The sequence below is a fragment of the Ruminococcus sp. MCC718 genome, assembly GCF_018783905.1.
Lineage (GTDB): Bacteria > Bacillota > Clostridia > Lachnospirales > Lachnospiraceae > Hominisplanchenecus > Hominisplanchenecus faecis.
In genome coordinates this window covers 1-22,363 of sequence record NZ_WQNP01000135.1, presented here as the reverse complement: position 1 = coordinate 22,363, position 22,363 = coordinate 1, and the positions used below count along the sequence as shown (strand labels likewise).

Genomic DNA, 22,363 nt, shown 5'->3' with positions numbered 1-22,363 from the left:
TTCCGATCGGGCTGTCTTTGTATCCGCTTTTCTATGTGCTTATTTTGTGATCTTAACGCCTGCTTTCTGTCCTTTTCCTTTCAGCAGTCTTTTGTAAGATCTCAGCTTCTTAGCCGGTACTTTGATCTTTGCTTTCGCATGGATACCCTTGAATGCTTTTTTGCCGACTTTCTTCAGAGAAGTGGATTTGATCGTGATGCTCTTCAGGTTTGTTGCTTTTTCAAACGCACTCTTGCCGATGGTCTGAACGTTTTTGCCGATCACAACTTTTTTCAGTTTCTTATCGCCCTTGAATGCTTTGTTTGCGATCGCAGTTACCTTGAAGGTGTATTTGCCGTTCGCACTCTTAACGGTTGCCGGAACAGTAAAGGCTGTCTTCTTGTTATTTCTCTTAACAAGTGTTACCGTACCACCCTTTGCTGCAGATTTTGTCACCTTGTAAGTAGCGTTTTTGTACTTGATCGTAGCACCTTTTGCCGGAACATCGTTGGCCGGAGTCGGGTTCGGTGTCGGGTTTGGTGTCGGGTTTGGTGTCGGTTCCGGCTTTGGTTCTGGCTTTGGTTCCGGGTTCGGTTCCGGCTTCGGATCAACGCCTTTTACAAGATTTGCTCTTGCTGTCTGCAGTTTTGCAAGTGCTGCATTTACTTCTTCTCTTGTAGCTCCGTCTTTCTTTACGATATCCTGAGCTTCTTTCAGAGCTGCTTCATATGCTGCATAAGAGCTTGCTGTGTACTCTGCTTTCTCAATTGTTTCTGCCAGCTTGATCTCACCCTGGATTTTTTCGATCGTTTCTTTGTCTGCTACTTTTTTCTCTGCATTCAGTTTGATCTTGTAAGTATTGGTCTTCTTACCATCTTCGGAGGTAACGATTACCTTTACAACGTCATCTTTATCAAATGGTACTACTGTTACAGATGCATTGTCTCTTGCAGTTGCTTCTACAACCGCTTTGTCTGCTCTGTCTACGTTTACGGTATAACCATCCAGTTTGCCTGCTGCAAAGCCGGCTACTGCTGTTCCGTTTACTTTCAGATCACTCAGTTCCGCTGTGCTGTTGGATGTATAACCGTTTGTGCTTGTCCAGATCTCCAGCTCAGTCAGACCAACATAGCCTGTTCCCTGCTGTTTCATGGTAAATTTCAGTGCTTTTGCTTTCTGGACATCTTCAAATACCAGTTCGTTCTTCTGGTTTACCTGGTAATCTCCCTTGGTAAATGCAACTTCTTTGAAGTTTTCACCATCTTCGGACACTGCGATGGTTACGCTTTCCGGTGCGGATACGAACGTATCACCGAAGAACCATGCATTGATGCTTGCCAGTTCGTAAACTTCATCCCATGTAAACGTAATAACCGGTGAAGAGTTCAGCAGATGGTCGTTCCAGTTTGTCCATCGCATATTCGGCTTATCCAGAACATTGTTTACACCATCTACGATGGAGAACAGATTATCTGCAGGCTGTCCGCAGCTCTCTGTCAGAGTCTTATATTCCTTTGCTACGTTGACTGCTTCTTTTACTTCGCCTTCTGCGACACGTACGGTTGCCGTTGCAGTCATCTCTGTGCCGTCTACGTCAACTTTACCATTTACTGTTACAACATCACCGACGTTTGCCAGATCCGTTGCTTTGATAGACTCCCAGGTAACTGCATACGCACCATAAGCTGTGCCATCCGGAAGGATACCGGCTACAGTTGAAGGCAGGGTCGGAACCAGATTTTTTACGGTTGCTCTTGTGTAGTTCTGTACTGCCACGATGATCGGTTTTACATGAAGGTTTGCAGATACTGCTACTTCTTCGTTTCCAACTTTCAGTGTTCCGTTCAGGACTTTTTCGCCAGGAGTGTTGTACATCTCAGCTGTCAGATTCCAGGTGATCGTACCTTTCTGTGTGGAATCATCACTCATGATACCGGTTACGGCTGTCTGAAGCTGTGGTTTGGTTCCCATGGTAACGGTGTATTCTGATTCAATCTTGTAATCTTTCAGGAATACTTCACCCTTTTTGTCACCTACGGTACTTACAAATACAGAATCCCCTTTCAGACCTGCGGATTCTGCTTTCAGTACGAAACCGCCTGCACCTTCGGTGCTGCGTACGATAACGAGTGCTTTTCCGCTGAATGCCTTGATGTTTGCGGTCTTGTCGCTTGTCAGAACGGATTTCTGCTGGAATTTATCTACGGTAGATGGATTTCCGTTATCCACACCAACGATCGTTCCGTTACCTGTTAAGGTAAAGCGGATGCTGTTGTCTGCGGCACTTACAAAACGTCCGTCTTTGTCGTTGACATCAATATCAATGTAGCTTAAGCTGCTGCCGTCAGCCTGGATCTCTGTCTTCTCTGCGGTAACTGCAAGGCTGCTACCTTTGTCGCTGTTTGTCGTAACGGAAGCAGAACCAAGCGTGTCTGTGATCTCGTTTCCACTTTCATCATAGGCTTTTGCACTGAGCGTGCCTTCTGCATATTTTACCTTGAACTGGATTGCCTGGGCTTTCCACTGCTGTGATTCGTTGACTGCTGTACACTGGTCTGCATCGTTTGATACATTACTGTAAGTAGCCCATTCATGACCGGCTGCTGTCTTGATCGGGGTTCTTGTGGAAGTACCGATCAGCTTGTCGTTCAGGTAAAGTTCTACTTTTGCTGCGTTTGAATAAACGTATACCGGTACTTTGCCGCCGGAGATACTTAAGTCTTCTGCATTCCAGCTCTGCGGTACGACGTGCAGTGTCTTTTTATCTTCTCTCCACTGGCTTGTGTAGAAATAGAAGGAATCCTTCTCAAAGCCTGCGGTATCAATCACACCAAAGTAAGAGGAGTTCGGTACTGCCAGTTTGTCACCGCTGACGCTTCCTGTTCCGGTTCCGTTCCACGGTGTCGGCTCGCCGATGTAGTCAAATCCGGTCCAGATAAACTCACCGGATACAAAGTCATCTTTGATCGTGTACCACCAGGACTCACGTGCTGTGTTGCCCCAGGATACGGCGTTGGTATCGTATGCGGTACACTGATAGTCACCTGTCTTGTTGTACTGAGACAGTGTATTGTAGATACCGCGGCTGTTGCTTGGAGAAGCTGACTCTGTAGCAATGATCTTCCAGTCCGGATGTGTCTTATGGATACCTGCCATAGATCCCATAGAATAGTTGGCTCCTGCAAGTCCCTCACCGTTCTTCGCCAGAACAGTAGATACTTTGTTACGGAACTCCTGTGTATTGGCATTCTGAAGACCATTTGGATTGTTATCACCAACTGTGATCGGTCTTGTCTTATCGATTGCTTCGATGTAGCTCTTCATGTTCTTTGCGTACTGCTCGTACTGGCTGAAATCGGTAACACCGAAGTTCAGCTCATTTCCGATATCCCAGATGATAACGGACGGATCGTTCTTATCACGCTCGATATTTGATTCCAGAATGAATTTATACCAGGTGTCGCCTGTCGTTGCACCAAGCAGCTTGTTGTCTGCACTGATGGTCTGGTTGAAGTGTGTGCTGAAGTCCTGGCTGTTGCCGTTTTTCGGGAATGCCCATCCGTCAAACGTCTCATCCATAACCATCATACCCAGCTCGTTGCATGCTTCAAGCAGTACAGAAGACGGTGTGTTGTGAGAGGTACGGATCGCATTACATCCCATTTCTTTGAGCTTTTTAACCTGACGGTATACTGCATCACGTTCTGATGCGGCTCCGAGTGCACCCTGGTCATGGTGCATACATACACCTTTGAGTTTTACATTTTTGCCGTTCAGGCTGAAACCGGTATTTGCATCAAAATTGATGTAACGGAAACCGTAGGTTGTCTTGTAAGTGTCTTTTACTTTTCCGTCTACCAGAACTTCGGTCTGTACATAGTACAGGTTCGGATTTTCTGTGCTCCACAGTGCCGGTTTGTTTACTTTCAGGGTCTGTTCTTTTTCTGCTGTGCTGTTTGCTGCCAGTGTCACATCTGTGGTCACTGCCTTGGAAACTGCTTTGCCCTCTGCATCCAGGACTGTTGTGCGGATCTGGGCTGCTGCCTGTGCACTGCTGTCATTCTGGACATCGGTCTGTACTTTAACGGTAACATCGCCGTCTTTTTCTGTCGCCAGATTTGGTGTAGTCACGTAAGTGCCGTTTCTGGAAACATGCACGGCATCGGTAACGATCAGCTCTACGTCACGGTAGATACCAGATCCTGAATACCAGCGGCTGGACGGAGTCTGATGTACCACTTTTACGCTGATCACATTCTCTGTGGTGCCGTCGCAGGCCAGGTATTTTGAAATATCAAATGCGAAATCATTATATCCATAATGGTTTTCGCCTACTTTTGTGCCATTTACATATACATATGTATGATTATAAGATCCGTCAAAGTTCAGGACAACACTCTTGCCTGCGTAATCACTCGGCAGGGTAAAGCTCTTGCGGTACCATCCTGTACCACCCGGCATAAATCCGGACTCTGCTTCGTTGGAGTTGGACGGCTTCTGTGTGATACTGAAGTCGTGCGGAAGATTTAAATCTCCCCATTCATCTGCCTTGGAATCATCGTAATTCTTTGCTTCTGCACCAGTCACATCTCCAAAGTGGAACTTCCAGCCTTTGTTGAAATTGATCTCTCTGCTTTCAGATGCCTCTACGCCGGCTTCTGCCAGAGCAGACTGCACCATAGCGTCGTCAACCGGTGATGCCATGACCGGAACGCTGATGCCGGACATAACCATAGCGGTTGCCATCAGTACAGAAAACAACTGTTTGCTGCTTTTTCTTCTCATACTTTTCCTCCTTAACTGACTAAAAGTGGGGATATTCCCCTCCGAAATCTCCCCAAGTTGTTCAGTAATACGAAATCCTGATTCGCGTCACCGAAAATATTCAGTATTATCATACAATAAAACCTGTGGAACGTCAAGGTTTTTAGTTTGAACTTCACTATAGTTAAAGAGGACGTCATAACATCAGAAAGTAAATCCGCTGACACGCATCGTTTCCTGTTCGGTTCGCTCGTGTGTTAGCCGCCCTTCGCCTAAACTCGCCTCTTCGAGGCTCAAACAGCGGCTCTCCGGGGCGGCAACATCGCAAACCTCACGACGGAAGCCTCGCTACCGTCAGCTTGACTTACTTTCTGATTGTTATGACTGTGCTGTTTTTCCCACTAATGCATCTGGCAGTTCCAATCTTCCTGATTTCAGAATACGTTTATTATTTTGCCAAAAGATGTATATCATACATTATATGTTCTTCTGCACACTCATAAAATCTACCCGTATCTATACCCTAGCGATTTTATCACCAGTTTCTGAATCAAAAGAAACTCCGTACCATCTTGCGGTAATTTTGAAAGCCTGAGAAATGTATATGCTGGACAGAAAAAAGGCAGCTGCACAGTGACGGTAGCAAGGTTCCGTCGTGAGGTTTGTGTCTAGTTTCCGCCGCCGAGCGGTGTCTGAGCAGCGAAGCTGCGAGTTCCAGCGAACGGCGGATCATAGACGGCACAAACCGAACAGGAAACGATGCGTGTCACGTGCTCTGCCTTTTTACGTCCAGCATGATAATTATTCTGTTGCAGCTGCACTCTCTGTCTCACTTGCAGCCTCGGTTGCCTCTGTGCTTCCGGCATTTTCGGTACTTTCTGTACTTTCCGTTCCGGTCTCGCTCTGAGCCTCGGTTGCCATCTGGTAAATATCATTGAAGGTGATCTCTTTTAACAGAGCATCATCCTGTGTGTAGTCTGCTGCACTTTGCCATGCATCGTAGACTTCGCTGAATTTGCTGCTCTTTCTTTCGTTGATGATCCGTTCTTTTTTGCTTGCAGTTGCATCCGGATCATAGGTTGCTTTCATCTGGATGACATAATATCCTGCATCTGTGGTGATCACTTCATCTGCCACTTCTCCGTCTTTCAGTTTATCTGCCGCATTGCGGATCGCTTCATCCAGGGTGTAACTTTCATCATTATCACCATAAGAGGTGCTGCTCACGGTCTTGGTGTCATCGACATCTTTGACTGCATCTTCCATGCTCTTGCCGCCTGCTGCTGCATCACGTACTTTCTGTGCATTTGCAAGCAAAGCTGCTTTCTCATCATCCGTCAGTACCACTTTATTGCCATCCGAATCGGTCGTATCTGCAGTGCTGAATACCACGTAATTGATCGTTTTCTGGGCTGCTTCGTCATCAGTTACGTTGGTATCAACATCTGCAACGATCGCATTTGACATTTTATTGCGGATCGTGTACAGTTCCAGAACACGTGCCACACGTTCTTTTGTCGCACCCATGGATTTCAGGGTTGCCTGGTCGTTGTCATCCATAAACTGCTGTGCAGCTTCATCGATCTTCTTTTTGTCATCGTCTGTCAGGCTCACATTATACTCGTCCTGATGCTGTTCGAGGATCAGCATCTGTTTGAGGGTATCCATCATCGTGCTCTTTGTGGAATCGCCGTACTGTGACCACAGATTATCTCCAAGATAAGCTCCGTAAAATGCCTGCATCTGTGCCTGGCTATAACGAAGCATGATATTTGCCACTGCATATTCTGTTTTCTGTCCGTCCAATGTAATGATCGCCTTGCCTGAATTTCCACTGCATCCGGTCAGCATCCCTGCTGTCAGCGTAAAGCACAGTCCTGCGACTGCCAGTCTGTTTTTCATTGTTTTTTTCACTGTCTTTTCCTCCTGATCAACTGGTGCCATTCATTCAAGAATACCTCCGGCATCCTGCCGCAGAAAATCCTCTTTCAGGCACCATACTGTCTGCTATTATATCCTTTTTCACCTGGTACGTCAATTGTCATCCGATATTCTAAAGCATTCCTGACATTCTTGTTTCAAGGAGCTTATCATACATCACATGCCAGATTTTTTATCATCTTTTCCGTCAGGCTGCGTACCAGTGTCAGCACATTCTCATTATCTTTTCCGTTTTTACGCGGCTTCATATAAATAAAGTAAGGATTGGTATCTATGACAAATTTCATTTTCCCTTTGCTCTCTTTTACCAGAAGCTCGATCCCTGCCGGATCTGCCTTTGCCCGCTCAAACATGGTAAAGCGGATCTGGTCGCCTTTCTGTGCGATCTCGGTCAGCCATGCCCGGTGTGCCATCGCTTTTAAATTTGCCACAGCAAGCAGGTTCTGCACCGCTTTTGGCGGCTCTCCGAAACGATCCATCAGTTCTTCGAGCATATCATCGTATTCTTCTTCGCTCTCGATCGTGGCGATGCGTTTATAGACATCCAACTTCTGGAATTCATTCTTAATATAACGTTCCGGGATAAAAGCATCAATATCCAAATCGATGACGGTATCAAATTCTTCTTCCGGCTGCGTCTCACCTTTGAGTTCTTTTACGGACTCATTGAGCATTTTGCAGTAAAGATCGTAGCCGACTGCCTCCATATGGCCGTGCTGCTCTGCCCCGAGGAGATTGCCGGCACCACGGATCTCAAGATCACGCATGGCGATCTTGAAGCCACTGCCAAGATCGGTAAATTCCCGGATCGCATGGAGACGTTTTTCCGCCACTTCCCGCAGCATTTTGTTTCTGCGGTACATCAGAAAAGCATACGCCGTCCGGTTCGAACGTCCGACACGCCCGCGGAGCTGATAAAGCTGCGACAGGCCAAGATTGTCCGCGTCATGGATGATCATCGTGTTGACATTGGAAATATCCAGTCCGGTCTCTATGATCGTCGTGGATACAAGCACATCAATCTCACCATTGATAAAGTCATACATGATCTTTTCCAGTTCACGCTCTTTCATCTGCCCATGTGCAAATGCCACTCTGGCCTCCGGCACAAGCGATGCGATCTTATTTGCCGTCTCTACGATCGTGTTGACACGATTATAGACATAGTAGACCTGTCCGCCCCGTGCCAGTTCCCGGCTGATCGCTTCCCGCACCATCTCTTCGTTGTATTCCATGACATATGTCTGGATCGGCACACGCTCCATCGGTGCTTCCTCCAGAACGCTCATATCGCGGATCCCAACCAGGCTCATATGCAGCGTCCGTGGGATCGGCGTTGCCGTCAGGGTCAGCACATCGATGTTTTCCCGCAGCTTTTTGATCTTTTCTTTGTGCGTGACACCGAAACGCTGCTCCTCGTCGATGATCAGAAGACCGAGATCTTTGAACTGCACATCTTTTGAGAGCACCCGATGCGTGCCGATCACAATGTCAACCAGTCCCTTTTTGAGATCTTCCAGCGTTTTTTTCTGTTCTGCTGCCGTGCGGAAACGGCAGAGCAGATCCACACGCACCGGATAATCTTTCATCCTCTGGACGAAATTATTATAATGCTGCTGGGCAAGGATGGTCGTCGGCACCAGAAATACCACCTGTTTGCTCTCCTGTGCCGCCTTGAACGCCGCACGGATCGCCACTTCCGTCTTGCCATATCCGACATCGCCGCAGATCAGGCGATCCATGATCTTATTGCTCTCCATATCGTGTTTCACCGCTTCGATCGCCTCCAGCTGATCGTCCGTCTCATCAAACGGAAACGTCTCTTCGAACTCTTTCTGCCAGATCGTGTCCTCTCCATAGCAGAATCCCTCTTCCCGCTGTCTCGCCGCATAGAGCTGCACCAGATCTTTTGCGATGTTTTTGACCGCACTGCGTACTTTTGTCTTGGTACGCCCCCACTCCTGCGTCCCCAGTTTATTCAGTTTCGGGCGTTTTGCCTGCGAATCTGCATATTTCTGGATGACATCGAGCTGCGTTGCCGGCACATAAAGGTTGCTTCCGCCGGCATACTCCACCTTCATGTAATCTTTTGTGACTTTATCGACTTCTATTTTTTCAATCCCGCGGTAAATGCCGAGTCCGTGGTTTTCATGCACCACGTAATCGCCAACAGAAAGCTCTGAAAAACTGTGGATCGTCTTACCTTCGTAATGTCTGATCTTTTTGCGTTTTTTCTTTTCTTTGCCGAAAATATCGCTCTCCGAGATCACCAGGAACTTGATCAGCGGATATTCATACCCGCGGTGGGCACTTCCGTAAAGCAGCATGATCTCGCCTCGCTGTACGATGCGGTCGGCATCTTCCGAATAAAATGCCCGCAGTTCATGATCACGAAGGTCCTCTGCCAGACGTTTCGCCCTGGTTCTGGATGCACACAGCAGGATCACGCGTTCTCCCTTTTTCTTCCACTGCTGCAGATCCTTCACCAGAAGTTCAAAGCTGTTGTTGTAGGTATTGACACTGCGTACATCGATGCTGAAATGCTCCGCAAAATGCCACTGTGGTCCTGCCGCCTCCAGCATACACAGCCCCATGCAGCGATGTTTCTGCAATTTTTCGGATGCCATCTGGCTCTCACAGAGCAGGTTCATCTGTCCCGGCAGCACATACCCTTTTTCCAGTCGGTTTGTCATGCTCTCCCGGAACTCCTTTTCGATCGCCTGTGCTTCCTCCCAGAGGCGGTTCGGCTCATCTAACACCACCAGTGCCTCTTTCGGAAAATATTCCGCAAACGAAACCATCCTGTCATAAAAATAAGGAGCCAGACCATCGAGCACAGACATCTGCTTCCACTGCGTCAGACTCTGTTTTACTTCTTCTGCAAAAGCTTTCAGGCGTGCCGATTCTTCTGTTTTCCGTTCCTGAAAGAACTGATCTGCAAGCCTTTTCGCCTCTTTTTCCAGCACCGCAAGCCCTTTTTTGATCCGCCCGTCATCAGCAATAAATTCGCCCGCCGGATAAATGCGGATTCGGTCCAGATTTTCAATGGAACGCTGGCTTTCCACATCAAAACTGCGGATAGAGTCAATCTCATCGCCCCACAGCTCGATGCGGACCGGATTTTCTTCGGTCAGCGGAAAAATGTCGAGAATACCGCCTCGCACGGCAAACTGCCCGCTTCCTTCGACCTGTCCCACTCGTTCGTAGCCCATGGCTGTCAGTTTCTTTTTCCAGAGCTCCATGTCAAATTCCGAATCGCTCTCTACCGTCTCGATCTGCTTTTGAAAAACTTCCGGCGGCAGAAGATGATCCATGATACCGCCCATGGTCGTGACGATGGTCACTTCCTCTTCTTCCATCAGTTTCTGCAGTACACGGATCCGCTGCTGTACCAGAAGATTGCTCTGCACATCGGCACTGTAAAAGATCAGATCTTTTGCCGGGTAAAACAGCACATTTTTATCAAACAGGCGATAATTTTCACACAGTTCTTTTGCACGCAGTTCACTGTATGTGACGATCAGTTTCTTTTTTGCCGCCCCTGCTGCATAGATAAAGTGTGCTTTCTGGGCATCGATACATCCTGTCACCTGGATTGACTGCTTTTTCAGTGCCTGCTGTATTTTCTGAAATTCTTCAAGCTCCTGAAGCGGTTCTGTAAAAGCTCTCATCCGTCTGCTACCTCCCATTCAAGCCCCTGTCTATTTTTCTGTCTTCTTGTTAAACTGGTTCATCGCATGTTCCATGGTGTCATTCATCATGCAGACGGCTGCTTCTCCGGCCCGCTCAAAGGCTTCCTCCATCAGCACTCTTTCATCCTTTTGAAAACGACTCAGCACATAGTCTGCCAGATCATATCCTTTTGGTTTCTCACCGACTCCGACCTTCACCCGTTTAAAAACCTGGGTGCCAAGATGTGCGATGATGTTTTTGATGCCATTGTGGCCGCCGGCACTTCCTTTTGGACGGATGCGAAGCTGTCCCGGCTCCAGGCTGATGTCATCGTAAATGACGATCAGTTCTTCTTCCGGATCGATCTTATAGAAATCAACCAGTTCCCGCACACTCTCGCCGCTCAAGTTCATAAAAGTCTGCGGTTTGGCAAGCACCACTTTCTGACCTTCGATCATGCCTTTTCCGCAGAGTGCTTTGTGTTTTTTTGTATCCACGCTGATATTATACTTGTCTGCTAATATATCTATCGTGTCAAACCCGACATTATGTCTGGTCTGTGCATACTGTTTGCCAGGATTTCCAAGTCCTGCGATTATATACATATCCTTACCTCCAACGACAATTTTGCCCGCCTTTTTCTGTGGGGTATCCCACTTTCAAAAGCCGGGCTTTTTACCTGTTTTGTTTCTTTTCTTTTTACCAGCACATCATACTCTAAATCTGCTCTTTTTTCAAGTCTGTCTTCGGATTTCACATTTTTTACACAAGTGGGAAGGAAAACCAGAACCTTACCCCTGTTTTCTCATTCTCCACACCATATTCTCCGCCCTGCATCGTGATCACAGTCTTTACAATATGAAGTCCGAGTCCGCTGTGCCCTGCCTGTTCTTCTCCCTGGTAATATTTTTCCCAGATTTTTCTTTTCTCTTCGTCTGTGAGCGGTTCACTGTCGTTGTAAACACCAAAAACCGCTTTTCCGTCTTTCTTTGCCAGAGAAATTTTCATGTGCCTTCCCTCGCCACAATGTGCAAAAGCATTCATGATATAGTTTCCCGCTGCCTGCTCAATGTATTCACGGTTTCCGAGGATCCTGCAGTCCTTTTCGATCTCGCTTGCGATCTTCAGATTCTTTTTGTGAAACAGTGCATCGTATTTCAACATCATATATTCTACTGTTTCTGATAAATTCAGACGTTGCTTCTCCACATTTTCCAATTCATGCTCCATAGAAGAAATATTCAGCAGATTTCCAACCATATCACTCATCTTCTGCACTTCTTCACGGATCGACGAGAAATAATAATCCTGATCCACCTTATCTCCCATCGCCTGCAAAAGCTCGATCTGTCCGGAAATGACCGCCAGCGGTGTCTTCAGCTCATGTGTGACATTTGCCGTGAAATCGTTCCGCATTTTATTGAAACGTTCCAGTGCATCCTTGCTGCTTTCCAGTTTCTGGATATAATCCTGCATCTCATCTGCCATCGTATTGAAATTATGTGCCAGAACACTGATCTCCTGATACGTTCCGTAATTTTTTGCCCGCACGGAAAAATCACGCTCAGTCAGTTTCTGCGAAACACCGGAAAGTTCTTCGATTGGCTTTGCAATCCTTCGCGACTGCCAGTACATAAATGCACAACCGCTCAGAAGGGAAAAAACAACCACGAACAGCAAAAATTTTTCGGTATAGAACAGGGCACTGTAGACTTTCTGTACATTTTCTTTCACACACATATAATAACGCTCATCGCCCTGTTTCAGCCTTCCAAATAACCATAACGTTTCTTTTCCTCTTGCATTCCAGAACTGTACTTTTGGATCTTTTTCGAAAAATTTGCGGTATACAACAATATTGCGGTGCACCTGTCTTTCTTCCTGATATAAATTATCCTGTGAAGATCCGGTTGTATAAACCGGATCCATCTCTTTATTTGCTATGGTAAATGTCAGATTCTGCCCTTCATAGCTTTTGAATGTTTCCATCTCTTCATCGCCGATCCCTGACAGATCCATGCGTTTTACTTCTTCGTATGCTTTTTCGATCACCCGGCTCTTCTGATGCCGGTAATAAGCCGATGCAAACATATTATAAAGAAGCACACTTCCTCCGACCACGATCAGAAGAAACATCAGCTCCATCAATAGCATACTTGCCCTAAGCTTCTGCTGTTTCATTTTCCTCTCCTTCAAATATATAACCGACACCATACACCGAACGTATATAACTTCCATACGGTGCAATCTTCCTGCGAAGCTGTTTTACCAGAGTATCCACCGTACGCGTATCTCCGCTGTAATCATATCCCCATACCGATTCCAGGATGCTGTCCCTTGTCATAACGACATTTTTATTCTTGATCAGATAACTTAAAAGTTCATACTCTTTCGGTGTTGTCTCGATCGCCTTTTCATCCACATACACTCTCCAGGTATCCGGCTCCACCGCGATGTGTCCGACTTCCACCCTCTCTTTCTGTTTTCCGGCACGTTTCAGGATTGCCTCAATATGAACCTTGACGATCGCCAGTGCATAAGGTTTCGTGATATAATCATCCGCCCCGTTTGCAAAGTTCAGAAGCTGATCGTGGATCGAGTCCCTTGCTGTCACCATGATCACCGGTGCATTGGATTTTTTGCGAATCTCCTTGAGGATCTCACTGCCATCCATACCCGGCAGCATGATATCCAGCAGGATCAGATCCACTTCATGCATATGGTCATAAAACATCGACAGCCCTTCCAGTCCGTTCAGTGCCCGCAGTACACGGTATCCGTTCAACTCCAGATATTCTGCAAGTGTCCTGGATAATTTTTCTTCATCTTCGATCAATAATATGACATTTTTGTTCACGGATATACTCCCCTTTCCTGATTTCAGATTTTTCCCTGTTCCCCCTGTTTTCGTCATTTTTGCATCTTTTATTTTTTTCAAGTTTACGCAAGAATTGTGATATAATTGTGAAAAAAATGCTTCCATCCGGTATCAGCTATCGGATAAAAGCACTTTTCGTCCCCATTTTATTATATCGTGTTTAAACCGGATATCCGGTCCCCACACCTGTTTTTGCTAAACTAAAGAATACCTTACAGCACATATCTCTCGTTTTTCTCGATCACGATCTTGACGCCGTCCTCGCCGACATGGTAAGAATTGGCACGGATCGTATCACGGCTCTCTACGATACAGTTCTCGATGTGTGTGTTGTCTCCAAGATAGACATCGTTCAAAATAATCGAATTCTTGATCACGCAGTTTTCTCCGACGAAAACTTTCTTAAACAGAACAGAATTCTCCACATAACCATTGATAATACAGCCGTTTGAAACAAGGCTGTTTTTCACTTCACAACCCGGGTTGTATTTTGCCGGCGGATTGTCATCTACTTTTGAATAAATATTCGGATACTGATGGAAGAAATAATCACGTACTTCCGGTTTCAGGAAATCCATATTTGTTTTATAATAAGAGTCTACGGATGCAATATTGCTCCAGTAATCTTTGATCTTATATCCATAGATACGTTTCAGATTTTTGTAACGGATCAGGATGTCTTTTACAAAATCGTGGCGGTCTTCCAGTGCACACCGCTCGATCAGCTCGATCAGCTGTCTTCTTCGAATCACATAGATACCGGTAGAAATGCAGTTGGAATTGCTTACCATCGGTTTCTCTTCGAATTCTTCGATCCGGCTGTCTTCATTCATTTTGATAACACCGAATCTTGTTGCGTCTTCTCCTCTTGGAAGGTCTTTACATACCACGGTGATATCTGCTTTTTTCTCGATATGATATTCCAGCACTTTGTTGTAATCCAGCTTGTATACACCATCACCGGAAGCAATGATCACATACGGCTCATGGCATTTCTTCAGGAAATCCAGATTCTGTGCGATCGCATCTGCCGTACCGCGGTACCAGAAACTGTTGTCTGCAGTTGTGGTCGGTGTAAATACAAACAGACCTCCCTGTTTACGTCCGAAATCCCACCATTTGGAAGAACTCAGATGCTCGTTTAAGGATCTTGCATTGTACTGTGTCAGCACTGCAACTTTCTGGATGGAAGAATTCGTCATGTTGCTCAGTGCAAAGTCGATTGCACGGAAACCACCCGCGATCGGCATGGCAGCAATCGCACGCTTCTGGGATAACTCTCTCATCCGGTGGTTATTTCCGCCTGCTAAAATAATACCTACTGCTCTCATGCCATATCACCTTCCTTTATAATAGATTCACCGCTCTCCAAAATACCATTTGGATAATCTTCTGCTGTGGTAATTCCTGAAATCGCTGTATTCTTTCCTATCTTAACACCGGCAGGGATGACGGATTTCTCGCCGATAACAGCCAGTCCGAAGGCATATACAGCAGGTTTGAACTTGTTCGGTGCTTCTTCTCCGATACCGATCTCTACGTCATTGCCAACCGTAACACCTTCTGCAATAATGCTTCGGTCTACCGTTACGTTCTCGCCGATCGTCGTGCCTCGCATAATAATAGAATCACGCACAACCGCACCTTTTTTGATCGTAACGCCAGGTCCGATCACAGAATTATGTACTTCACCGTAAATCTCGGTACCGTCTCCGACGATACATTTATCCACTTTTGCATCTGCTGAAATATACTGCGGTGCAATGATCTCGCTGGATGTATAAATCTTCCAGAACTCTTCGTAAAGATTGAACTCCGGAATGATATCAATCAGTTCCATATTTGCTTCCCAGTAAGAACCAAGTGTTCCAACGTCTTTCCAGTAACCGTTGAACTCGTAGGCAGCCATGCGGTCTCCACGCTCTTTGAGCCATGGGATGATGTGCTTGCCGAAGTCACAGTTGCTCTGGTCTTTCAGTGCGATCAAAGATTCTCTCAATGCTTTCCATGAGAAAATATAGATACCCATGGATGCAAGATTACTCTTTGGCTCTGCCGGTTTTTCCTGGAAATCTGTAATGACGTTGTTTTCGTCTGTGACAACGATACCAAAACGGCTTGCTTCTTCCATAGGAACAGGCATAACTGCAATCGTTACATCTGCGTTGGTTGCTTTATGGAAATCAAGCATTACTTCGTAGTCCATCTTATAAATATGGTCACCTGACAGGATCAGGACATACTCCGGATTGTAAGTTTCCATATAATTCAAGTTCTGGTAAATGGCATTTGCTGTACCTGTGTACCATTCTGTCTTTGAACTCTTTTCATAAGGCGGAAGTACGGTAACGCCGCCGACATTGCGGTCAAGATCCCACGGAATACCGATCCCGATATGAGTGTTCAGTCTCAGCGGCTGATACTGTGTCAGGACTCCGACTGTGTCCACACCGGAATTGATACAGTTACTCAACGGAAAATCAATAATACGATATTTGCCGCCGAATGCTACCGCCGGCTTTGCCACTTTTGAAGTCAGGACACCGAGACGGCTTCCCTGTCCTCCGGCAAGCAGCATGGCTATCATTTCTTTTTTAATCACGCTATCACCTCTTAATATTATTTTCACATCAGGAACCATTTTCCCGTTCCCATGATGCCTGAAATGCATCATCTATGTTGTATTTTTTATTATATCACAGGTTTCTTAAATAGTGAACATTTTTTACAAATTTTTGAAAAAATTTTCCTGTTTTTTATTATAATTGCATTATGTCGATTTTTCTGCGAAAACTCTTTGAATTATCTGCCTAAAAACACGGTAAAAGTTATGCCGGATTTCCAATAAGCTCTTTCTTTTTTTCAAAAAAAAGTTTATACTAAAATCAGACTTTAACAACAAAGGAGACTACAACTATGTATCAGATAGATTTCAAGAAACCAATGCATATACATTTCATCGGCATCGGCGGCATCAGCATGAGCGGGCTTGCTTCTATATTATTGAAGCAGCATTTCAAAGTATCCGGCTCCGATGCCCACGAATCCGAGCTCACAAAGCAGCTGGAAGCCGAAGGAGCCATTCTCTACTACGGTCAGCGTGCTTCCAACCTGGATGACACACCGGATCTGGTGGTCTACACAGCCGCCATCCACCCGGACAATCCGGAATATGCCGCTGCGGTAGCAAAACAGATCCCGATGCTCTCCCGTGCCGAACTGCTCGGCCAGATGATGCACAACTTCAAAACGCCGGTTGCCATTTCCGGAACGCACGGCAAAACGACAACCACCTCCATGGCTTCCTACATTTTCCTGGAAGCAGATATGGACCCGACCATCTCGGTCGGCGGTATCCTCGATGCGATCGGCGGCAATATCCGTGTCGGCGGTCATGACACGTTCCTGACCGAGGCCTGTGAGTACACGAACAGTTTTCTTCATTTCTTCCCGAAGATCAGCGTGATCTTAAATATCGATGCGGATCATCTGGATTTCTTCAAGGATCTTGATGATATCCGCCATTCTTTCCGCAAATTTGCCCAGCTGCTGCCGGACGACGGCACGTTGATCGTCAACAGTGAGATTGAACACCTGGATCAGCTGACAAAAGGACTGACCTGCAAGATCGTAACCTACGGTATGGACGCTTCCAGCGATTATTATGCTTCCAATATTACGTTTGACGAATTCGCACATCCGTCCTTTGACTGCTATAAAGGAGATACCCTGCTCGGTCATTTTGTGCTGCACGTTCCTGGTATCCACAATGTCAGCAATGCTCTGGCTTCCATCGCCCTGGCCGATCAGATGGGCGTTTCCATGGAACATACCCGTATCGGTCTTGAGAAATTCGGCGGCACCAAACGTCGTTTCGAGAAAAAAGGCGAGATCGGCGGCGTAACGATTATCGATGACTATGCTCACCATCCGACTGAGATCGAAGCTACACTCCACGCTGCACACAACTATCCGCACAAAAAGCTGTGGTGCGTATTCCAGCCGCATACTTATACAAGGACAAAAGCTCTGATGGATGACTTTGCAAAAGCTCTGACCCTTGCCGACCATGTCGTTCTGGCTGATATCTATGCTGCCAGAGAGACGGATACCCTCGGCATCAGCTCATCCATGCTGGCAGAGAAAGTGAACGCTCTTGGCGGCTGTGCGGATTATTTCGACTCCTTCGACAAGATTGAGACCTGTCTGCTCGAAAACTGCAAGCCGGGTGATGTCCTGATCACCATGGGTGCCGGCGACGTTGTCAAGATCGGTGAGAAACTGCTCGGAGAATAAAATCTGCACACGTTTTTCCGGTCTTGATTCCTTTGATCCACATGTTTCTGCACATTCTTTTTTTGCAGAACATGTGGATTTTTCTGCCCTTATTTCCCTTATTCTCAATGCATCTCTTTTATGCTATACTAGTGGACAGAAATGTCGGGGAAAAGCCTTTTTTCCTCAACCGATGCCTGCGAATTGCTCCACAGGAGGGGAGTTACCTTATGAAAAATATACGTTTACATCATCCGTTTTCCAACAACATGACTGCCGTATCCAACTATTTTATCGATTACTATATGCCACAGGCCGGCGGAGAATATGTCAAGCTCTATCTCTGTCTGCTGCGTCATGCGGCGGACTATGGCAGTATTCCTCTGGAATCCATTGCGGAACTTTTTGATTATACCGAGCGGGACATCTACCGCGGCCTGCAGTACTGGGCAGACCAGGGACTGATCGACCTGGCATTTGACCAGGACGGCAGCATCAGCGATCTGGTCTTTCTGGAAGTTCGAAAGCCGGAGAGCGTGCAGCAGGCTGCTGCTTCTGTCTCTTCCGGAGTGCTCCCTGCATCTGCAAAGGCACCCGTTTCCAAAAATGCAGCAAAAAAAGCAGCTTCCGAACCGAATGATTCCACGGAAGCAAAGGACCTTTCTCCAAAATTGAAGATTTCCAGAGACCGTATGGCTGCCCTTCAGGGAGAACAGGATATCAAGCAACTCCTGCTGATCGCAGAATCTTACCTCGGGCACAGTCTTTCGCCGACTGAAATGTCTTCTATTTTATATTATTATGACTCGCTGCATTTTAATTTTGAGCTGATCGAATATCTGATCGAGTACTGTATTTCACGGGGAACGAAAAGTTTTCATTACATAGATAAAGTAGCTCTGGCATGGGCAGAGGAAGGCATCACAAATGCCGGGCAGGCAAAGGAACGCCAGTCTCAGTACAGCCAGAAATATTATTCTGTGTTAAATGCTTTCGGCATCCGCGACCGGGGTCCCGGCAAACCGGAAGTGCAGATGATCGACCACTGGTTTGATGACCTGCATTTTACTTCGGATATCATTCTAGAGGCGTGCAGCCGCACACTGACCCAGACGCAGAACCCGAGTTTCCAGTATGCCAACAAAATCCTGGAAAGCTGGCACGCAAGCGGTATCCACCATCTGAATGAAATCCGGGAACTTGATCAGAAACATCAGAAGACGGGAAAAGCGGCATCGAAACAGCGTCCTGCCGTAACTTCCGGAAGCAAATTCAACAATTTCTCGCAGCGTGACTATGATTTTGATCATCTGGAATCGCTGCTGAACCAGTAGGAGGACTGCCATGGCACTGACGAACACACAATACGATACGATCATCCGCGAATACAACAAAAAACAGCTTCAGAACCGCCGGGATCAGGAGGCACGCATCGCCCTTGCAGAAAAGGAACTGCCGGAGCTTTCACAGATCAATGGAGAAATCGCTTCTTTAAGCATGAAATGTGCCCGCCGCCTTCTGGAAGGGGAGGCTGCTTCGATCGATGACCTGAAAACAGAGATTGCCGCATACGGTATCCACCGCAAAGCTTTGCTGAAAAATGCCGGATTCCCGGAAGATTTTCTGGAAATGCATTATTCCTGCCCGGACTGCAAAGACACCGGCTATATCGGAAATGAGAAATGTCACTGTTTCCGCCAGGCAGCGATCAACCTGCTTTACACCCAGTCAAACCTGACTTCAATCCTGGAAACGGAAAATTTTGACCATTTCTGCTTCCATTATTATCCAGAAACGATGAAAGACCGCGTGACCGGCAGAAATGCCCGCGAGAACATCCAGAAAATCGTCGATGAATGCCTGCACTTTGTACAGAATTTTGATATGGAACACGACAATCTGCTCTTTTACGGTGCGACAGGCGTCGGCAAAACCTTTCTGACGCACTGCATTGCCAAGGAACTGCTTGAAAGTGCACATTCTGTCATTTATTTTACGTCTTTTGACCTGTTTGAAGTGCTCTCAACGGCCACGTTCGGCAAAAAATATGCCGAAGATGAAGTTTTGCAGCAGCACAGTGCCATTTTTGACTGCGATCTGCTGATCATCGACGACCTCGGAACGGAAATGACGAATACATTCGTCGCTTCTCAGCTGTTCCTTTGTATTAATGAACGTCTGATGAACAAGAAATCCACGATCATTTCCACCAATCTCTCTCTGGAATCTCTGCGGGATCTGTATTCCGAGCGTGTCTTTTCGCGGATTTCCAGTAATTTCAAAATGCGGAAACTGATCGGCAAAGATATCCGCTTAATGAAAAAGCTTGGTGAACAGGGCTGAAAATGGCTTGACTTTGCTTTACTTTATGTTAAAGTAGGTATGTATAGGATTGGGTTTTCATTTAAAATGTAGTAAGTATGCGTAGGAGGACAACAACAAAATGCAGACAACAAAAGAACGATGTATAGAAACCATCCCGGTAGGACCACTGGGGCTGATCGCACTGGACAGCCATAAAGAGCTGGGCAAAAAAGTCAATGACTACCTGGTTTCATGGAGACAGGAGCGGAACCATGAACACAAGAACAGCCTTTCTTTCCAGGGTTACGAACGGGATTCTTATTTGATCAACGCAGAAGTGCCAAGATTTGGCTCAGGTGAAGCAAAGGGCGTGATCCGTCAGTCCGTCCGCGGAGCAGATCTTTATCTTCTGGTAGATGTATGTAACTACAGCATGACCTACAATCTCTGCGGATATACAAACCATATGTCACCGGATGACCATTTCCAGGATCTGAAGCGTATCATCGCAGCAGTAGGCGGAAAAGCAAGACGTATCAATGTCATCATGCCGTTCCTTTACGAGAGCCGTCAGCACAAACGTACCGGAAGAGAATCTCTGGACTGTGCACTGGCACTGAACGAACTGGTCCGCATGGGCGTTGACAATATCATTACCTTTGATGCTCACGACCCGCGTGTGCAGAATGCAATCCCTCTGAAAGGTTTTGAGACCGTTCAGCCGGTTTACCAGTTTATCAAAGGTCTGTTCCGTGCAGTTCCGGATCTTCATCCGAACAAAGACACCATGATGGTCATCAGCCCGGACGAAGGCGGTATGGGACGTGCTATCTACATGGCAAACGTTCTGGGAACCGACATGGGTATGTTCTACAAACGTCGTGATTATGCTACCATCATAAACGGTACAAATCCGATCGTTGCACATGAGTTCCTGGGTTCTGATGTGAAAGGCAAAGATATGATCGTGATCGACGATATGATCTCTTCCGGCGGAAGTGTTCTGGAAGTCGCTGCAGAACTGAAAAAACGCAAAGCAAACCGTGTATTTATCTGCTCTACGTTTGGTCTGTTCACAAACGGCATGGAGAAATTTGACAAGGCTTATGAAGCCGGCATGTTTGATTTCATTCTGACAACCAACCTGGTATACCAGACACCGGAGCTGCTCCAGAAACCGTATTATATCAACTGCGACCTCAGCAAGTATATCGCTTACATCATTGATACGCTGAATCATGATGCATCCATCAGCAGTCTGTTAAACCCATTAGACCGGATCAATAAATTCTTAAAAGAACACAATTCATAATGTTTGTCCTGCACAAACAGATGTGATTTAAGAATGAAATAGTTTTGGAAAACAGAACGCCATAATGGTTCGAAAACAATCTTCTGACACGCTTCGTTTCCTGTTCGGTTCGCTCGTGTGTTATCCGCCCTTTGCCTGAACTCGCCTCTTCGAGGCTCAGACAGCGGCTCGGGGGCGGAAACATCGCAAACCTCACGACGGAAGCCTTGCTATCGTCAGTACGATTTGTTTTCGAATCATTATGGCTGTTCTTATTTACATACCACATGTACCTCAAATATCACGCATTTTATTTGCACATGAGCAAACAGGATTCATACTACCAAGGTGTGGGCACTACTTTTTCTCCATAAATGAAAGCAACTTCTTATTTTACACTTTTCTAACAACTTCCAATATTTTTATAAAATTGCAACAATAAGTCGGACAATTCTATTGTATATTTGTTCAAGAATGCTTCTGGCTTTCTTGCTGCAAGGTGCACATCATACATCGCATGACATATTCTTCTGTGCACATCTGATATAAAATAACCTGATAATCTATGTTATTACAACACAAATCATCAGGTCATTATCTATGATATCGTTTTAGATCAGTTTGTATAAAAATTATGTCTTTATCTTTTTCCGAGTGAAGTAAAAAGATTTGTGTCTAGTTTCCGCCGCCGAGCGGTGTCTGAGCAGCGTAGCTGCGAGTTCCAGCGAACGGCGGATCATAGACGGCACAAATCGAACAGGAAACGATGCGTGTCACGGGTTCTGCCTTTTTCGTCGAGGCTGTAAAAAATCTTGTGTCTTTGGAAAGTGAATCTTTCTGATAAGAAATAGATATGTAAGGTTTTGCTGTCGAATTTATAATTCTGTTGTTGTCGAATCTATCTTTCTATTTACAGTATAACCATCTGATAAGATTTTATACATCCGTTTTGATTTTTTTGCATGACAAATAAGACATTGTATTGATTGCTTTTTTCGTGGGCGCTGCCCACACCCGACCTCTGGAATAGAGTAGGGAAATTCTGGCAATAATACAAATGCCGACGGAATAGAAAGGAAGCGGGAATGGTCAGCTTTGGAGCAAATCCATTCCTGCTTTTCTTTTCTCTACAGACAGTTGGTAAGCCGTTCTCCATACAAGACAATCAACTGATTCAACACCTGATCCCAGTTCCGATATCTCTGTGTCCATTTCCTGACTACGTTTTCGCTGGCAAGATACAGCATCTTTTCCAGTGC

General features: G+C 46.1%; 12 protein-coding genes and 1 pseudogene. 4 read left to right on the top strand and 9 right to left on the bottom strand.

From position 1 onward, the window contains the following. Positions 1 to 39 precede the first annotated feature (39 nt). The 8 genes from GPK60_RS11545 to GPK60_RS11510 all read right to left on the bottom strand — a co-directional run bounded on the left by GPK60_RS11545 (position 40) and on the right by GPK60_RS11510 (position 15,836). Positions 40 to 4,764: a glycoside hydrolase family 2 TIM barrel-domain containing protein gene (locus GPK60_RS11545; RefSeq protein WP_215660213.1), complete on the bottom strand. Its 4,725-nt coding sequence runs from the start codon at positions 4,762 to 4,764 to the stop codon at positions 40 to 42. Between the two features lie 780 nt (positions 4,765 to 5,544). Then, complete coding sequence (locus GPK60_RS15720) at positions 5,545 to 6,657, bottom strand: peptidyl-prolyl cis-trans isomerase (RefSeq protein WP_215660211.1); 1,113 nt, start codon at positions 6,655 to 6,657, stop codon at positions 5,545 to 5,547. A 176-nt stretch (positions 6,658 to 6,833) separates the two neighbouring features. Beyond that, positions 6,834 to 10,355 (bottom strand): transcription-repair coupling factor, encoded by a 3,522-nt coding sequence (gene mfd, locus GPK60_RS11535; RefSeq protein ID WP_215660209.1) that lies wholly within the window; start codon positions 10,353 to 10,355, stop codon positions 6,834 to 6,836. A gap of 30 nt (positions 10,356 to 10,385) precedes the next feature. Continuing rightward, positions 10,386 to 10,961: an aminoacyl-tRNA hydrolase gene (pth, locus tag GPK60_RS11530; RefSeq protein ID WP_215660200.1), complete on the bottom strand. Its 576-nt coding sequence runs from the start codon at positions 10,959 to 10,961 to the stop codon at positions 10,386 to 10,388. Positions 10,962 to 11,118: 157 nt separating this feature from the next. Continuing rightward, complete coding sequence (locus GPK60_RS11525; RefSeq protein ID WP_215660197.1) at positions 11,119 to 12,537, bottom strand: HAMP domain-containing sensor histidine kinase; 1,419 nt, start codon at positions 12,535 to 12,537, stop codon at positions 11,119 to 11,121. After that, on the bottom strand, positions 12,518 to 13,213 hold the full coding sequence (locus tag GPK60_RS11520) for a response regulator transcription factor (protein WP_173882165.1): 696 nt from the start codon (positions 13,211 to 13,213) through the stop codon (positions 12,518 to 12,520). Before GPK60_RS11520 ends, GPK60_RS11525 begins: the two co-directional genes overlap by 20 nt. Positions 13,214 to 13,446: 233 nt before the next feature. Beyond that, on the bottom strand, positions 13,447 to 14,565 hold the full coding sequence (gene glgD / locus GPK60_RS11515) for a glucose-1-phosphate adenylyltransferase subunit GlgD (protein WP_173866566.1): 1,119 nt from the start codon (positions 14,563 to 14,565) through the stop codon (positions 13,447 to 13,449). Further along, complete coding sequence (locus GPK60_RS11510; protein ID WP_022119518.1) at positions 14,562 to 15,836, bottom strand: glucose-1-phosphate adenylyltransferase; 1,275 nt, start codon at positions 15,834 to 15,836, stop codon at positions 14,562 to 14,564. Before GPK60_RS11510 ends, glgD begins: the two co-directional genes overlap by 4 nt. A gap of 314 nt (positions 15,837 to 16,150) precedes the next feature. On the opposite strand from GPK60_RS11510, the gene murC reads away from it, so the two are divergent. The 4 genes from murC (at position 16,151) to GPK60_RS11490 (ending at position 21,125) form a co-directional block, all read left to right on the top strand. After that, complete coding sequence (gene murC, locus GPK60_RS11505) at positions 16,151 to 17,530, top strand: UDP-N-acetylmuramate--L-alanine ligase (protein WP_022119517.1); 1,380 nt, start codon at positions 16,151 to 16,153, stop codon at positions 17,528 to 17,530. A 209-nt stretch (positions 17,531 to 17,739) separates the two neighbouring features. Continuing rightward, positions 17,740 to 18,843, top strand: coding sequence for a DnaD domain protein (locus GPK60_RS11500; protein ID WP_215660194.1), 1,104 nt, complete (start codon positions 17,740 to 17,742; stop codon positions 18,841 to 18,843). A gap of 10 nt (positions 18,844 to 18,853) precedes the next feature. Next, a complete protein-coding gene (locus tag GPK60_RS11495; RefSeq protein ID WP_022119516.1) occupies positions 18,854 to 19,852 on the top strand; it encodes an ATP-binding protein in 999 nt (332 codons plus the stop codon). A 100-nt stretch (positions 19,853 to 19,952) separates the two neighbouring features. Next, positions 19,953 to 21,125 (top strand): ribose-phosphate pyrophosphokinase, encoded by a 1,173-nt coding sequence (locus tag GPK60_RS11490; protein ID WP_022119515.1) that lies wholly within the window; start codon positions 19,953 to 19,955, stop codon positions 21,123 to 21,125. 1,106 nt (positions 21,126 to 22,231) lie between these two features. Here the strand turns inward: GPK60_RS11490 and GPK60_RS11485 are convergent. Beyond that, a pseudogene (locus GPK60_RS11485) lies at positions 22,232 to 22,363 on the bottom strand (IS256 family transposase); the annotation flags it as partial.

Coding starts and splice junctions, on each gene's coding strand:
- GPK60_RS11545 (WP_215660213.1), bottom strand. CDS start 4,764: ATGAGAAGAAAAAGCAGCAAACAGTTGTTTTCTGTACTGATGGCAACC.
- mfd (WP_215660209.1), bottom strand. CDS start 10,355: ATGAGAGCTTTTACAGAACCGCTTCAGGAGCTTGAAGAATTTCAGAAA.
- pth (WP_215660200.1), bottom strand. CDS start 10,961: ATGTATATAATCGCAGGACTTGGAAATCCTGGCAAACAGTATGCACAG.
- GPK60_RS11525 (WP_215660197.1), bottom strand. CDS start 12,537: ATGAAACAGCAGAAGCTTAGGGCAAGTATGCTATTGATGGAGCTGATG.
- glgD (WP_173866566.1), bottom strand. CDS start 14,565: ATGAGAGCAGTAGGTATTATTTTAGCAGGCGGAAATAACCACCGGATG.
- murC (WP_022119517.1), top strand. CDS start 16,151: ATGTATCAGATAGATTTCAAGAAACCAATGCATATACATTTCATCGGC.
- GPK60_RS11500 (WP_215660194.1), top strand. CDS start 17,740: ATGAAAAATATACGTTTACATCATCCGTTTTCCAACAACATGACTGCC.
- GPK60_RS11495 (WP_022119516.1), top strand. CDS start 18,854: ATGGCACTGACGAACACACAATACGATACGATCATCCGCGAATACAAC.
- GPK60_RS11490 (WP_022119515.1), top strand. CDS start 19,953: ATGCAGACAACAAAAGAACGATGTATAGAAACCATCCCGGTAGGACCA.